General features: G+C 64.6%; 12 protein-coding genes. 9 read left to right on the top strand and 3 right to left on the bottom strand.

The annotated features are described in order from the left end of the window. Window positions 1–12: 12 nt before the first annotated feature. Both FJ949_RS06800 and FJ949_RS06795 read left to right on the top strand, forming a co-directional pair. The gene (locus tag FJ949_RS06800; RefSeq protein ID WP_140494379.1) at window positions 13–1,890 is read left to right on the top strand and encodes an ABC-F family ATP-binding cassette domain-containing protein; all 1,878 of its coding nucleotides are present in this window, start codon (window positions 13–15) and stop codon (window positions 1,888–1,890) included. Window positions 1,891–2,047: 157 nt separating this feature from the next. Next, window positions 2,048–4,156 (top strand): molybdopterin oxidoreductase family protein, encoded by a 2,109-nt coding sequence (locus tag FJ949_RS06795; protein WP_140494376.1) that lies wholly within the window; start codon window positions 2,048–2,050, stop codon window positions 4,154–4,156. A gap of 25 nt (window positions 4,157–4,181) precedes the next feature. Here FJ949_RS06795 and FJ949_RS06790 read toward each other — a convergent pair whose 3' ends face one another. Together FJ949_RS06790 and FJ949_RS06785 are read right to left on the bottom strand one after the other, a co-directional pair. Next, the gene (locus FJ949_RS06790) at window positions 4,182–5,306 is read right to left on the bottom strand and encodes an NAD(P)/FAD-dependent oxidoreductase (RefSeq protein ID WP_140494374.1); all 1,125 of its coding nucleotides are present in this window, start codon (window positions 5,304–5,306) and stop codon (window positions 4,182–4,184) included. A gap of 69 nt (window positions 5,307–5,375) precedes the next feature. After that, complete coding sequence (locus FJ949_RS06785) at window positions 5,376–5,861, bottom strand: Lrp/AsnC family transcriptional regulator (RefSeq protein WP_181165174.1); 486 nt, start codon at window positions 5,859–5,861, stop codon at window positions 5,376–5,378. A gap of 96 nt (window positions 5,862–5,957) precedes the next feature. On the opposite strand from FJ949_RS06785, the gene FJ949_RS06780 reads away from it, so the two are divergent. The 3 genes from FJ949_RS06780 to FJ949_RS06770 are packed head-to-tail and all read left to right on the top strand — an operon-like array spanning window position 5,958 to window position 9,565. Beyond that, window positions 5,958–7,166 carry a diaminopropionate ammonia-lyase gene (locus tag FJ949_RS06780; RefSeq protein WP_140494370.1) on the top strand — a complete coding sequence of 403 codons (1,209 nt, stop codon included), beginning with the start codon at window positions 5,958–5,960 and terminating at the stop codon, window positions 7,164–7,166. Next, window positions 7,163–8,389 (top strand): Zn-dependent hydrolase, encoded by a 1,227-nt coding sequence (locus tag FJ949_RS06775; RefSeq protein WP_140494369.1) that lies wholly within the window; start codon window positions 7,163–7,165, stop codon window positions 8,387–8,389. Before FJ949_RS06780 ends, FJ949_RS06775 begins: the two co-directional genes overlap by 4 nt. 18 nt (window positions 8,390–8,407) lie before the next feature. Further along, window positions 8,408–9,565: a M20 aminoacylase family protein gene (locus FJ949_RS06770; protein WP_140494367.1), complete on the top strand. Its 1,158-nt coding sequence runs from the start codon at window positions 8,408–8,410 to the stop codon at window positions 9,563–9,565. 213 nt (window positions 9,566–9,778) lie between these two features. On the opposite strand, the gene FJ949_RS30255 is transcribed toward FJ949_RS06770, so the two are convergent. Next, window positions 9,779–9,919 carry a hypothetical protein gene (locus FJ949_RS30255; RefSeq protein WP_181172055.1) on the bottom strand — a complete coding sequence of 47 codons (141 nt, stop codon included), beginning with the start codon at window positions 9,917–9,919 and terminating at the stop codon, window positions 9,779–9,781. A 110-nt stretch (window positions 9,920–10,029) separates the two neighbouring features. Here FJ949_RS30255 and FJ949_RS30250 point away from each other — a divergent pair, with 110 nt between their 5' ends. The 4 genes from FJ949_RS30250 (at window position 10,030) to FJ949_RS06755 (ending at window position 13,856) form a co-directional block, all read left to right on the top strand. Continuing rightward, a complete protein-coding gene (locus FJ949_RS30250) occupies window positions 10,030–10,203 on the top strand; it encodes a hypothetical protein (protein WP_181165130.1) in 174 nt (57 codons plus the stop codon). Between the two features lie 69 nt (window positions 10,204–10,272). Beyond that, window positions 10,273–12,366, top strand: a complete 2,094-nt coding sequence (locus FJ949_RS06765; protein ID WP_140494365.1) for an ATP-dependent helicase — start codon at window positions 10,273–10,275, stop codon at window positions 12,364–12,366. An 8-nt stretch (window positions 12,367–12,374) separates the two neighbouring features. After that, entirely contained in the window at window positions 12,375–13,148 is a 774-nt protein-coding gene (gene dapB, locus FJ949_RS06760; RefSeq protein WP_140494363.1) for a 4-hydroxy-tetrahydrodipicolinate reductase, read from the top strand. Window positions 13,149–13,652: 504 nt separating this feature from the next. Then, on the top strand, window positions 13,653–13,856 hold the full coding sequence (locus FJ949_RS06755) for a DUF680 domain-containing protein (protein WP_140494361.1): 204 nt from the start codon (window positions 13,653–13,655) through the stop codon (window positions 13,854–13,856). Window positions 13,857–13,861 lie beyond the last annotated feature (5 nt).

Genomic DNA, 13,861 nt, shown 5'->3' with positions numbered 1-13,861 from the left:
AAAAGCGCGGCCATGCTTATCATCAACGACCTCTCGCTGCGCATGGCGGGGCGCTTGCTTCTCGACCATGCCTCGCTGACCTTGCCGGCCGGCACCAAGGCCGGACTTGTCGGCCGCAACGGTACCGGCAAGACCACGCTGTTCAAGGCTATAACAGGCGATTTCCCTTCCGAGACGGGCTCGATCAGCCTGCCGAAGAACACGCGGATCGGCCAGGTGGCGCAAGAAGCGCCCGGAACCGAGGAGCCGCTGATCGAGATCGTGCTCAAGGCCGACCTCGAGCGCACGGCGCTGCTCGAGGAGGAAAAGACGGCGACCGATCCGCACCGTATTGCCGACATCCATATGCGGCTGGCCGATATCGACGCGCATTCGGCCGAGTCGCGCGCCGCCACCATCCTGGCCGGTCTCGGCTTCGACGACGCCGCGCAGCGCCGTCCGGCCTCCTCGTTTTCCGGCGGCTGGCGCATGCGCGTGGCACTCGCTGCCGTGCTGTTTTCCGAACCCGATCTTCTGCTGCTCGACGAGCCGACCAATTATCTCGATCTCGAAGGCACGCTGTGGCTTGAGAACTATGTTTCCAAATATCCGCACACGGTGCTGCTGATCTCGCACGATCGCGACCTGCTTAACCGCGCCGTCAATTCGATCGTCCATCTCGACCAGAAGAAGCTGACCTTCTGGCGCGGCGGCTACGATCAGTTCGAACGCCAGTACACCGAGCAGAAAGAACAGCAGGAAAAGGGCCGTATCAAGCAGGAAGCCGCCCGCAAGCATATGGAATCCTTCGTCGAGCGTTTTCGCGCAAAGGCATCCAAGGCAAGACAGGCTCAGTCCCGCATCAAGGCGCTTGAAAAGATGAAGCCGATCACGGCCATCGTGAACGACACGGTGCGGCCATTTTCTTTCCCGGAGCCGGTGAAGACGGTGGCCTCGCCAATCGTCGCGCTGAACAATGTCAATGTCGGCTATACCCCCGGTGAGCCGATTCTGAAGAAAATGACCTTGCGCATCGATGCCGACGACCGAATCGCGCTGCTTGGCGCGAATGGCAACGGCAAATCGACCTTCGCCAAGCTTCTGTCCGGTCGCCTGAAGCAGGAGACCGGCACCATGACCGTGGCGCCCGGGCTGAAGGTGGCGATCTTTGCACAGCACCAGCTCGACGATCTCAGGCCTGAGGAAAACGCCTACGAGCATGTTCGCAGGCTGATGCCCGAAGCGCCGGAATCGAAAGTGCGCGGCCGTGTCGCCCAGTTTGGGCTCACCACCGAAAAGATGAACACGGCGGCGAAAGACCTGTCCGGCGGCGAGAAGGCGCGGCTGTTGATGGGGCTGTCGGCCTTCGAGGGGCCGAACCTGTTCATCCTTGACGAGCCGACCAATCATCTCGACATCGACAGCCGCGAATCCTTGATCCATGCGCTGAACGAGTTCCCCGGCGCCGTCATCCTAATCTCGCACGACCGCCATCTCCTGGAAGCGACGGCGGACCGGCTGTGGCTGGTCAAGGATGGCGCGGTCAATCCCTATGACGGCGACCTCGAAGATTACAAGACGCTGGTCACCGGCGTGTCCGGCGACCGGCGCGAGCGGCGCGAGGCGGAAAAAGCCTCGAAGGCCGACCGCCGCCGCGAGGCGGCCCAGCGCCGCGCCGCCTTTGAGCCGCTGGCCAAGGAAATTCGCGCCACCGAAGCGCTGATGGACCGCATCCGCAAGCGCATCGACGGCATCGAGGACGAACTGGCCAACCCAGCAATCTACGAAAAGGATCCCTCGACGGCGACAAGGCTGGCCAAGGAGCGATCGCAACTCGCCCAGACGCTCGCCGGCCACGAGGAAAAATGGCTGACCATGTCGGCCGAGTATGAGGAAGGCACGGCGGAGTAGTTACCCTCCCCCTTGTGGGGAGGGTCGATCCGCGAAGCGGAGCGGGGTGGGGGTCTGCGCCACAACCCACCCCGGCGCTACGCGCCGACCCTCTCCTTCAAGGGGACGGTCAGATCTGGCCCTACACGCCTTGTTCGAAAACGGCTAAACACGTGCCATGAACCAGCACGCCAGCCTTCGCATCGGCCATTCGGCCTGTCCGCATGATTGCCCGTCGACCTGCGCGCTCGAGGTCGAGTTGCTTGACGGCAACCGCATCGGCCGCGTCCATGGCGCCAAGTCCAACAGCTATACGGCTGGCGTTGTCTGCGCCAAGGTTGCTCGTTACGCAGACCGCGTCCACCATCCCGACCGCTTGCTGAAGCCGCTGGTGCGCAAAGGCGCCAAGGGCGAGGGCGCCTGGCAGGAAACAAGTTGGGAGGCGGCGCTGGATCTCGTCGCCGAAAAATTCATCGCGGCCGAGGAAAAATACGGCTCGGAGACGGTCTGGCCCTATTTCTATGCCGGCACGATGGGGCTGGTGCAGCGCGACGGTATCGAGCGGCTGCGGCATGCGAAGAAATATTCGGGCTTCTTTGGCTCGATCTGCACCAACCTGGCCTGGACCGGCTGGATGATGGGGGCGGGCGCGCTGCGCGGTCCCGACCCGCGCGAAATGGCCAAGTCCGATTGCGTGGTGATCTGGGGCACCAATGCCGTGGTGACCCAGGTCAACGTCATGACCCACGCCATCAAGGCACGCAAGGAGCGCGGTGCCAGGATCGTGGTCATCGACGTCTATGAGAACGCCACGATGAAGCAGGCCGATATGGGCCTTGTCCTGAAGCCTGGCACCGATGGCGCGCTGGCTTGCGCGGTCATGCATGTGCTGTTCAGGGAAGGCTTGGCCGACCGCGCCTATCTCGAGAAATACACCGATGACCCGAAAGGTCTGGAAGCGCATCTGCGCACGCGCTCACCCGAATGGGCGGCCGCGATCACTGGACTGACTGTGGCCGAGATCGAGAACTTTGCCCGTCTCGTCGGCATGACCAGGAAAACCTATTTCCGCCTCGGCTACGGCTTTGCCCGCCAGCGCAACGGCGCGGTCAACATGCATGCCGCCTCCTGCATCGCCGCCGTCACCGGCGCCTGGCAATATGAGGGCGGCGGCGCCTTCCATTCCAATTCCGGCATCTTCAAGCTCAACCAGGAGGTGCTGGAGGGCACGCGCATGCGCGATCCCTCGATCCGCTTTCTCGACCATTCGCGCATCGGCCCGGTGCTGACGGGGGCGCCGGATGCGCTCTATGGCGGGCCGCCGGTGACGGCGCTGCTCATCCAGAACACCAACCCGGCCAATGTCGCGCCCGAGCAGCGACTGGTGAAGCAGGGTTTCTTGCGTGAGGATCTGTTCACCTGCGTGCACGAGCAGTTCATGACCGACACGGCCAAGCTCGCCGACGTCGTGCTGCCGGCAACGATGTTCGTCGAGCATGACGACATCTACAAGGGCGGCGGCAACCAGCACATCACGCTCGGCCCGAAGCTGATCGAGCCGCCGGAAGGGCCGCGCACCAACCATTTCGTCATCGAGCAATTGGCTGAGCGCCTCGGAGTCGCCGACAGGCCGGGCTTCGGCCTCACCGAACAGCAGCATATCGACATCATCCTGGGCAAGCGCGGGTTGGGCAGCTTTGCCAGCCTGAAGGAGCAGAAATGGGTCGACCTGCAGCCGGATTTCGAAACCGCGCATTTCACCAAGGGCTTCGGCCATGCGGACGGCAAATTCCGCTTCCGCGCCGATTGGACCGGACAAGCCGCCCCCAATAGGCCGCCGAAAAGCATGGGCCTGTTCGGCCCGGTGGAGCAGTTGCCGCAATTTCCTGATCATGTCGACCTGATCGAGGTTGCCGACGAGGCGCATCCGTTCCGGCTGGCTACGTCGCCGGCACGCAACTTCCTCAACTCGACCTTTTCCGAAACGCCGGTGTCGAGGGCCAAGGAGGGCCGGCCGGAATTGCTCTTGCATCCCGACGATGCCGCCGCACACGGTTTGGCAGAGGGCGACCGTGTCGAACTCGGCAATGCGCGCGGCGAAGTGGTGTTGCATGCAAAGCTGTTCGACGGCATCAAGCGCGGCGTGGTGATTGCCGAAGGCATCTGGCCGAACAGCGCGCATGAGCGCGGCGAGGGCATCAACGTGCTGACTGGCGCCGACGCGCCCGCACCCTATGGCGGCGCGGCATTCCACGACAACAAGGTGTGGCTGCGCAAGGCGGGGTGATCGCCAGCTCACACCGGCAGGGCTTCTACGTCCTTTTTCTGTTCTGCCGGAGACGGATGTCGTCGGCGATCGCCTGGGCTTCGATTCCGATTTCGCGCAGCAGGCCGGTGACCGAATTGTGGAAGCCGACGAGATAAAGACCGAGTTCCGAAGCGCGCGCATTGACGCCGCTGGCGCCAGGCTCGACGCCGGGCTGGAGGAATTTGGCATAGGCTGGGCGGTAGCCGGTGGCGAAGATGATCGCGTCGAAGTCGCTGTGCCGACCATCGACGAAACGGGCGCCGCCCTCTGATATCTCGGCAATGTCGGGCGCGACCTTGATCGCGCCTTCGCGGATCTTACCGATGGTGCCGACATCGATCACCGGGATGCGCGACGCCAGGGATATCTGCTCCAGCAATCCCTGCTTGGGCCGTTTGAGCCCATATTTCTCCAGCCTGCCCAACACCAGATCGAGGATGATAGGAAAGACGGCGTCATTGACGCGTCGCGGCCCCAGGCGCGTCGCCATGCCGACGACCTGGATGGGCACCCCGAGCAGTTCGCGCGGCACGATATGGACGCCGCCGCGCACGGAGATCGCCGGATGCGCGCCGCCTTCTGCCAGGTCGAGCGCGATCTCGGCGCCGGTGTTGCCCATGCCGATGACCAGCACCGACTGGCCGGCAAACGGCGTGTTGTTGCGGTAATCCGCGCTGTGCAGACTTTTGCCCTTGAAACTGCCGGCGCCGGCGAATGCCGGCATCAGCGGCTCGGCATTGTATCCCGAGGCAATCACCACATGGGAAGCGCGTACGGTGCCTGATGTCGCTTCGACGCCCCAGCTTCTGCCCTGCCGGCGGATCGCACGCACCGCTTCTCCAAAGCGGGGCCGCAGATCGAAGCGTTGCGCATAGGTATCGAGGTATTCGACGAACAGATCACGTGGCACATAGCGCGGATAATGCCTGGGGAAGGGCACGAAGGGCAGGGATGAATAGCGCTTGGTCGTGTGCAGGTGGACGCGCTCGTAGTGGCGCCGCCAGGCGGGAGCGGGCTGCTGCTCTTTTTCAAGCAGGATGAAGTCGACCCCGGCCTGCCGCAGGCACGCGGCAACGGCCAGGCCCGCCGGCCCGGCACCGATGATCGCAACCGGGGTGGTGTCGTGCAAGCGCGCCTCCCGCCGCTAATTCGCGATGCGGAGAATGGCGAAAGCATGCCAGACATGCAACCTGATCGCTCATCCCGGCAGCGGCACCGTCAGGCCGACCTTGACGCGGTCCATGGCCACGAAGGTGCGGAATTTGCGGACATTGTTGCTGTTGAAGAACAGGCGCCGCGTCAGCGCCTCATAGGCGCTCATGTCGGCCACCGTGATGGCCAGGATGAAGTCGGCCTCGCCTGTCACATAGTAGCACTGCTGGACTTCCGGCGCCGCCAGGAATTGCCGCTTGGCCGCGTCGATCAGTTCGGTGCGTTCGCTTTCGAGTTCGACCTCGACGAAGATGGTGATGGGCTGGCCGACCGCCGCCGGTTCGATGACCGCGACATTGGCCGCGATGACGCCGGTCTGTTGCATGCGCTTGATACGGCGCTGCACCGCCGGCGCCGACAGGTTCACGGCCTCGCCGATCAGTCGCTGCGGCGTCGTGTTGTCCTTCTGCAGCACGGCGAGAATGGCGAGGTCGAAACTGTCGAGCGAGGCTGGCAAAGCGGGCAATGGCATGTCCTGAAGAAACAAACTTGCATTTCGGCACCTTGAATACAGCGCTTTTTGCGCCTGCCTTGCAATATAGTCTCGTCGTCAGCCAAGGAGGCCTTGATGTTCCTGCTCAACCGCAATGCCTTGCACGGCAGCCCACTCGATCCGGTCGACGCCGAAACGCTCGGGGTTGCGGGGGCCGACGCGGCCGAGCGTTTCCTGTCCCATCGCGACAATCATCAGGAGACGCCGCTGCATGCGCTGCCGGCGCTGGCCTCCGAACTGGGCATTGGCGCCATCCACCTCAAGGATGAGGGTTTTCGCCTCGGCCTCGGTAGCTTCAAGGCGCTTGGGGGCGCTTATGCCGTCGTTCATCTGGTGCTGGAGGAAGCCGGCCGCCGGCTTGGCAGGCCGCTCGGCATCGCCGATCTCGATCAGCCCGATGTCAGGGCGGTCGCCGCCACCATGACGATGGCTTGCGCGACCGACGGCAATCACGGCCGCTCGGTGGCACAGGGCGCGCGGCTTGTCGGCGCGAGGGCGGCGATCTTCGTCCATGCCGGCGTCAGCGACGAGCGCATCACGGCTATCGCCCGCTACGGCGCCGAGATGATCCGCGTCGACGGCAACTACGATGATTCGGTCAGGCAAGCCGCACGCGTCGCGGCGGACAAGGGCTGGACCGTCGTGTCCGATACGTCGTGGCCGGGCTATGAGCGCATTCCAGGCCTCGTCATGCAAGGCTACACCGCGATCATGCGCGAGGCGCTGCGCCAGCTCGGCGAACCGCCCACCCACGTCTTCGTCCAGGCCGGGGTCGGCGGCATTGCCGCTGCCCTGGCTGGCCATCTCGCCATCGTGCTCGGTAATGCCAGGCCGGTCTTCACCGTGGTCGAGCCCGCACGTGCCGCTTGTATCCTGGGCGCCGCCAGGGCTGGCCATCCTGTCAAGATCGCGCATGGCGAAGCGACTGTCATGGCGATGCTCGAATGCTACGAGGCGTCGCCTGTCGCCTGGCGCGTGCTGGCGCGTGCCGCCGATGCCTTCATGACCGTCGACGAGGAGGATGCGGTCGCTGTGATGCGGAGGCTTGCGCGGCCGGCCGGCGGCGATCCGGCCATCGTTGCCGGCGAAAGCGGCGGGGTCGGCCTGGCCGGACTGATCCGGGCGCTGGCCGACAACAAGGCCGAACTCGGCCTCGACCGGCTCTCGCGGGTGCTGGTCGTCAACACCGAAGGCGCAACCGATCCCAGGCGTTATGCCGAACTCGTCGGCGTGGCCGCCGCGGACGTGCTTGCGGGCAAGGTACTTTCTGGAGCAACGCCATGATCTCGGTCGACGCGCGGCGGCTGCTTGGCCGTATTCGGGACCTCGGCGCCATCGGCCGCGACGGCGAGGGCCGGCTGGTGCGGCTTGCCGCCTCGGACGCCGACCGGCAGGGCCGCGACCGCTTCGTCGGCTGGTTGCGCGAGGCGGGGCTCGAAGTCGCCATCGACCGCATGGGCAATATCTTCGGCATCTGGCGGACGCCTGGGAATGCCGGGCAGGCGCCGATCCTGATAGGCTCGCATATCGATACGGTCATAGATGCCGGCATTTATGACGGCTGCTACGGCGTGCTGGCCGGGCTGGAGGCAATCGAGACACTGAAGGCGTCAGGCTTTGTCCTGTCGCGCCCGTTGGCCGTCGCCGCCTTCACCAATGAGGAAGGCGTGCGCTATTCCCCCGACATGATGGGCTCGCTGGTTCATGCCGGCGGTGTTGCGATCGACGAGGCGCTGGCGGCCGTGGGGACGGACGGCAGCGTGCTCGGGCAGGAACTGGCGCGCATCGGCTATGCCGGCGACGAGCAGCCGGGCTTCCTCAAGCCGCATACCTATCTCGAACTGCATATCGAGCAGGGCCCGGTGCTGGAGCGCGAAGGCGCGCCGATCGGCGCGGTGGAAAACCTGCAAGGCATCTGCTGGCAGCGCATCACCATCGACGGGGTCGCCAACCATGCCGGCACCACGCCGATGTCGATGCGCAGCGACGCCGGCCATGCGGCCGCCCGTGTCGTCGCCTTCCTGCACGATCGTGCCAAGGCTTCGAACACGCCGACCGTCGCCACCGTCGGCACGATGCGTTTCGAGCCCAACGCCATCAACGTCATTCCCTCGCGAGCGGTCTTCACCATCGACCTGCGCGATCCTTTCGAGCACCGGCTGCAGGCGGAGGAAGCAGCACTCGCCGCTCACCTCGAAGAACTCGCCGCCGCCGAAGGCGTGACGATCTCGGTCGAGCGGCTGGCGCGCTTCGAGCCGGTGATCTTCGACAGCCGCATCGTGGAGCTGATCGAGGCCGCTGCCATCAGTCGCGGGCTGGTTTCGAAGCGCATGACGTCCGGCGCCGGCCATGATGCGCAGATGATGGCGCGTATCGCACCTGCCGCGATGATCTTCGTGCCGAGCGCCGGCGGCATCAGCCATAATCCGCGCGAATACACCGAGGATACCGAGCTCGTCGCCGGCGCCAACATTCTGCTCGATGTCGTCACCCGACTTGCAACCTAGTTTGAGAGGGGCGGAGAAATGGCCAAAATCGATCTCGATGCCTTGAAGCAGGAGATGACCGGCTGGCGGCGCGATCTGCATGCCCATCCGGAATTCGGGTTCGAGGAAAAGCGCACCGCGGCCTTCGTCGCTGCCAAACTGCGCGAATTCGGCCTCGACGATGTGACCGAGGGCGTCGGCGGCACCGGCGTCGTCGGCACGCTGAAGCGCGGCAGCGGCAACAGGGCGATCGCGCTCAGGGCCGATATGGATGCCCTGCGCATCACCGAGCAATCGGCTGTGGCCTATGGCTCGCAAAATCCCGGAATCATGCACGCCTGCGGCCATGACGGCCACACCACCATGCTGCTCGGCGCGGCGAAGCTGCTGGCCGGGGAGGGCGGGTTCAACGGCACGGTGCGCTTCATCTTTCAGCCGGCCGAGGAGTGGGGCAGGGGCGCGCTGGCCATGCTCGACGATGGGTTGATGCGCCGCTTTCCCTTCGATGAGATTTTCGGCCTGCACAATCTGCCCGGATTGCCGATTGGCCATTTCGAAACCCGCCCCGGCCCGATGATGTCGGCCGAGGATATCTTCGAGATTGTTCTGAGAGGCCGCGGCGGCCACGCTGCCGGGCCGCAGGACGGCCGGGAGACACTGGTCGCCGCTTGCGCGCTGGTCACCAATCTGCAAACCATCGTCTCGCGCCGGCTGAGCCCGGCCGACATATCGGTGGTCTCGGTAACCGAGCTGATCACCGACGGCACCCGCAACGCGCTGCCCGGCCTTGCCCGTATCCTGGGAGACGCCCGCAGCTTTCGCCCCGAGGTCAGCGCCGAGATCGAGAAGCAGATGCGCACCATCGCCGCCGGCACCGCCGCCGCCTACAACGTCACCGCCGAGGTCGCCTACAGCAGGGAATTCGTGCCGCTGCACAACGACGCCGAATTGGTCGACGAGGCCTTTGCAGCCGCCGGAAACGTGTTCGCGCCCGAAGGCGTCGCCGTCGCCCGCGAGCCGATGACCGGCTCTGAGGATTTTGCCCGTTTCCTCGCTCACGTGCCCGGTTGCTTCGTCTTCCTCGGCAATGGCGACACGGCGCCGCTGCACAATCCGAGCTACGACTTCAACGATGACGGCCTGCTGTTCGGCACGAATTTCCATGCCGCGGTCGTCAGACGGCGATTGGGAGCATGAACGGCGCGGTCGTTCCGGAATTTGGCGGGAAGCCAAAGGGGTGGAATCCCCATGACGCTACGGCAAGACTCAGCTAACATCCATATTGCGGCGGACCTGATATCCGCCTGGCCGGCGCTATCAGGCACCTCCCAAGCGGCGCCGGCCGTCCTTTCCAGGCTGTGCTTTGTGCTGTCCCGCCGTGGTCCGCGGCGTTGCTGCACGCATGTCAACTCATTTGCCGGTCTTACCGGCTACAGGATTGCCGTCGGCGTGCGGGTTTTCCGCTGCCGGAGCCTTGGTTGGCGGGACGTTGTTGTCGCAGGCCAACACGGCCAGAACGATCAGCAGAAGGCCTAGGGAGAGCTTCTTCATCGCTACCTCCTCTCGTCTGACAACGAGACGACTTCCGTTTGGTTGCGACGATCAAGCCGAGGAACAAAAGCTCATGTCTCCGGTTGGATCAGGCAAAGGAGGACTGCTGGATGATCCGTCTGCTCTTGGCCTGCACCATCGCCTTCGTCACTTACCGCCTCGCGCGCAAGCTGATCGAGGACGTACCCGACACCGTCGATCCCCTGTTGCTGCCAGTCCCGAAGAATGATCGGGAGACATTGCGCAGGCAGTCGGCGGCGATGGGTGTCGATCCGGAACGCTGACCTGTCGACCTTGAGCTCGCCGCGCCGCTTCCTTGTTGCGAACAAAGCGGAAACGATGCTTGATGGGCGATGAACCTTGCCGCTCATGATTCGACATTTCGGGAACCGACCGACCAGCCTGCTTATCTCGCAAGGCTGAACGATGCCCAACGCCAGGCTGTCGAGCATGGCGACGGCAGGATCGCCGGACCGCTGCTGGTCATTGCCGGCGCCGGCTCGGGCAAGACCAACACGCTGGCGCATCGCGTAGCCCATCTCATCGTCAAGGGCGCTGATCCGCGCCGCATCCTGCTGATGACGTTTTCACGTCGCGCCGCCTCCGAAATGGCCCGGCGCGTCGAGCGCATCGCTGGCGAGGTGCTCGGCCGTGACGCCTCGATCGTCACTGACGCGCTGACCTGGGCCGGCACCTTCCATGGCATCGGTGCACGGCTCCTGCGCGATTACGCGCAGGAGATCGGCCTCGATCCGGCGTTCACCATCCACGATCGCGAGGATTCGGCCGACCTGATGAACCTAGTGCGCCACGAACTCGGCTTCTCGAAGACGGAAGCGCGCTTTCCCACCAAGGGCACCTGCCTTGCCATTTATTCGCGCGCCGTCAACGCGCAGGCGCCGCTCGGCGAGGTGCTGGGCTCCGCCTTTCCGTGGTGCGCCGGCTGGGCCGAACAGCTGAAGCAGCTGTTCGCCGGCTATGTCGAGGCCAAGCAGGCGCAGAACGTGCTCGATTACGATGACCTGCTGCTCTACTGGGCACAGATGACCGCGGAACCGGAAATTGCGACGCATCTGGGCGGGCGCTTCGACCATGTGCTGGTCGACGAATACCAGGATACCAACCGGCTGCAGGCCTCGATCCTCATGGCGCTCAAACCCGATGGCGCCGGGCTGACGGTGGTCGGCGACGATGCGCAATCGATCTATTCGTTCCGCGCCGCCGAGGTGCGCAATATCCTGGACTTCCCAAACCAATTCGCGCAGGCCGCCGATGTGGTGATGCTGGAGCGCAACTACCGCTCGACCGAAACCATTTTGGCCGCCGCCAATGCGGTGATCGGCGAGGCTTCGGAACGCTTCACCAAAAACCTGTGGTCGGAACGCAAATCCGCCGCCAAGCCGAGGCTGGTGACTGTACGCGACGAGGTCGAACAGGCCAATTTCGTCTGCGAGGCCATCCTGGCCGAGCGCGAGGCCGGCACGGCGCTGAAATCGCAGGCGGTACTGTTTCGCGCCTCGCATCACAGCGGGCCGCTGGAAATCGAGCTGACGCGGCGCAACATTCCCTTCGTCAAGTTCGGTGGGCTGAAATTCCTCGATGCCGCTCACGTCAAGGATGTGCTGGCGGTGCTGCGCTTTGCCGAAAACCCGCGCGACCGCGTCGCCGGATTTCGCGTGCTGCAGCTTTTGCCGGGCATCGGCCCCTCGGCCGCCGCGCAAGTCGTGGAGACGATGACATCGGCGCTGGACGAGGCGATGGGCCTTGCCGGCTGGCGGCCGCCGCAGCGCGCGGCGGATGACTGGCCGGGCTTCGTCTCGCTCTACTCCGGCCTGCGTGCCGGCGCCAAATGGCCGGCCGATCTCGAACAGGTCAGGCTCTGGTACGAGCCGCATCTCGAGCGCATCCACGAGGACGCAACCACGCGCCGGGCCGACCTTCTGCAGCTCGAGCAGATCGGATCCGGCTACGCTTCGCGCGAACGGTTCCTGACCGAGCTGACGCTCGATCCGCCGGACGCGACCAGTGACCAGGCCGGGCCGCCGCACCGCGACGAGGATTATTTGATCCTGTCGACCATCCACTCGGCCAAGGGCCAGGAGTGGAAGAACGTGTTTGTGCTCAACACTGTGGATGGCTGCATTCCGGCCGATCTCGGTGTTGGTACCAGGGAAGATATCGAGGAGGAGCGCCGGCTGCTTTACGTGGCGATGACAAGGGCCAAGGACAGCCTCAACCTGGTCATGCCGCAGCGCTTCTTTGCGCATGGCCAGGCGGCGCGCGGCGACCGCCATGTCTATGCCTCGCGCACGCGCTTCATCCCGGCCTCCCTCCTTGCGGCATTCGAACAGACGGTATGGCCGGCAGCGCAAGCAGCGCCGGGCAGGGCGCCCCGGCCGGAGATACGCGTCGACATTGGCGCGCGCATGCGCGGCATGTGGAAATAGTCGCGGCGATGGCGCCAGTCAGGATCGCAATTGCCGGTGCGCTCGGCCGCATGGGGCGCCAGATGGCGGACGCCGTGCAGGCCGACTCGCGGCTGGCGCTTACTGCCCGCTTTGATCGACCGGGCGTCGTCGGCGATGGCCTGGTCAGTCGCGACGAGGCGCTCGGCCTGGCCGATGTGGTCGTCGATTTCACCACGCCGGCGGCATCGGCCGATCTGGCGAGAGCCTGCGCCGGCCGTCGCGGGCCTGCCATGGTCATTGGCTCGACCGGTTTCGATGACGCTGAATTGGCAGCCATCGCCGATGCCGCGAAAACCGTTGTCATCGTACGCTCCGGGAGCTTTTCGCTTGGGCTCAACATGCTGGTCGGATTGGTCGAGCAGGCGGCGAGAGCGCTCGGTCCCGCGGACTGGGATGCAGAGATTTTAGAGGCGCATCACCGCCACAAGATCGATGCGCCATCGGGCACCGCCCTGATGCTCGGCCAAGCCATTGCCGACGGACGCGGCGTCGAACTCAATGCGATGGCGAGGCGTGTTCGCGACGGTGTCACCGGTGTGCGGCCTGCCGGCGAGATCGGCTTCGCGGTGCTGCGCGGCGGCAGCATCGTCGGCGAGCACAGCGTCAGCTTCTGCACCGAGGGCGAGACCGTGACCCTGTCGCATGCGGCCGACGACCGCCTCATGTTCGCCCGTGGCGCCATCGCCGCAGCCCTCTGGGTGACCGGGCGACCGCCCGGTCAATACGGCATGCGCGACGTCCTTGGCTTTGGCGCTTCCTGACGGGCCAGAACCCGCCGCTTTCCATTTCTCCAGTCGGCAAAATGACTGAAAGCTTGCGCCTGCCGCGACCGGAGGCGAAGCCTCCGCGTGGAGAATGCGGCGCGCCTCTTGGCGCGTCCTTCAGCCCGTTTGCAAGCGACAATGTCGACCCAGCCGCAAAGCAAACGCCCGGATGCGGCCACTTGCGCGGGCCTTACGTAGATAAGACCGAACCGTTCGGTTCGATTTATGTTGACGGACCGTACATCAAACGGTGAACGTACGCTCTGCGCAAACGGGTGGGCTCAATGGAGTTTTCTCAATAAACCATTGGTTCAACAAGATAAAATTGTGCAGCCAGCGATGTCGTTTCAATTTCAAGGGCCGTCCCACAGCTTTTTTGGCACATTTTCGTGACTGGAAACGACAACACCGCAGACCCATCTCGGGGTGGTCCGAGCGACGCGAAATCCTCCCAAGGGCACGCCACTAGACGGACAGAACAAACATACTGGAGTAACCAAAATGACCAAGATCGCTCTTACCGCCGCTGCCATCCTCGTTGCCACGGGCACCGCTTTCGCCGGCAGCGACAATTATGGTTCGGCCAACGCCAATCAGCCCGCCGCCGCTGTCGACCATTCCGTCACCGCTTCGATCTCGAAGACGAATGGAACCGTCCAGGCCCCGGCTTCGCAGGGCGCCGACCGCAACCTTTTCGGCCGCTAATCGCG

The organism is Mesorhizobium sp. B2-4-1 (assembly GCF_006442185.1).
GTDB lineage: Bacteria > Pseudomonadota > Alphaproteobacteria > Rhizobiales > Rhizobiaceae > Mesorhizobium.
Note: the sequence above shows the minus strand (reverse complement) of the source record. Positions and strands in the feature narration are given on the sequence as shown.

Coding starts and splice junctions, on each gene's coding strand:
- FJ949_RS06800 (WP_140494379.1), top strand. CDS start 13: ATGCTTATCATCAACGACCTCTCGCTGCGCATGGCGGGGCGCTTGCTT.
- FJ949_RS06795 (WP_140494376.1), top strand. CDS start 2,048: ATGAACCAGCACGCCAGCCTTCGCATCGGCCATTCGGCCTGTCCGCAT.
- FJ949_RS06785 (WP_181165174.1), bottom strand. CDS start 5,861: ATGCCATTGCCCGCTTTGCCAGCCTCGCTCGACAGTTTCGACCTCGCC.
- FJ949_RS06780 (WP_140494370.1), top strand. CDS start 5,958: ATGTTCCTGCTCAACCGCAATGCCTTGCACGGCAGCCCACTCGATCCG.
- FJ949_RS06775 (WP_140494369.1), top strand. CDS start 7,163: ATGATCTCGGTCGACGCGCGGCGGCTGCTTGGCCGTATTCGGGACCTC.
- FJ949_RS06770 (WP_140494367.1), top strand. CDS start 8,408: ATGGCCAAAATCGATCTCGATGCCTTGAAGCAGGAGATGACCGGCTGG.
- FJ949_RS30255 (WP_181172055.1), bottom strand. CDS start 9,919: ATGAAGAAGCTCTCCCTAGGCCTTCTGCTGATCGTTCTGGCCGTGTTG.
- FJ949_RS30250 (WP_181165130.1), top strand. CDS start 10,030: ATGATCCGTCTGCTCTTGGCCTGCACCATCGCCTTCGTCACTTACCGC.
- FJ949_RS06765 (WP_140494365.1), top strand. CDS start 10,273: ATGAACCTTGCCGCTCATGATTCGACATTTCGGGAACCGACCGACCAG.
- dapB (WP_140494363.1), top strand. CDS start 12,375: ATGGCGCCAGTCAGGATCGCAATTGCCGGTGCGCTCGGCCGCATGGGG.
- FJ949_RS06755 (WP_140494361.1), top strand. CDS start 13,653: ATGACCAAGATCGCTCTTACCGCCGCTGCCATCCTCGTTGCCACGGGC.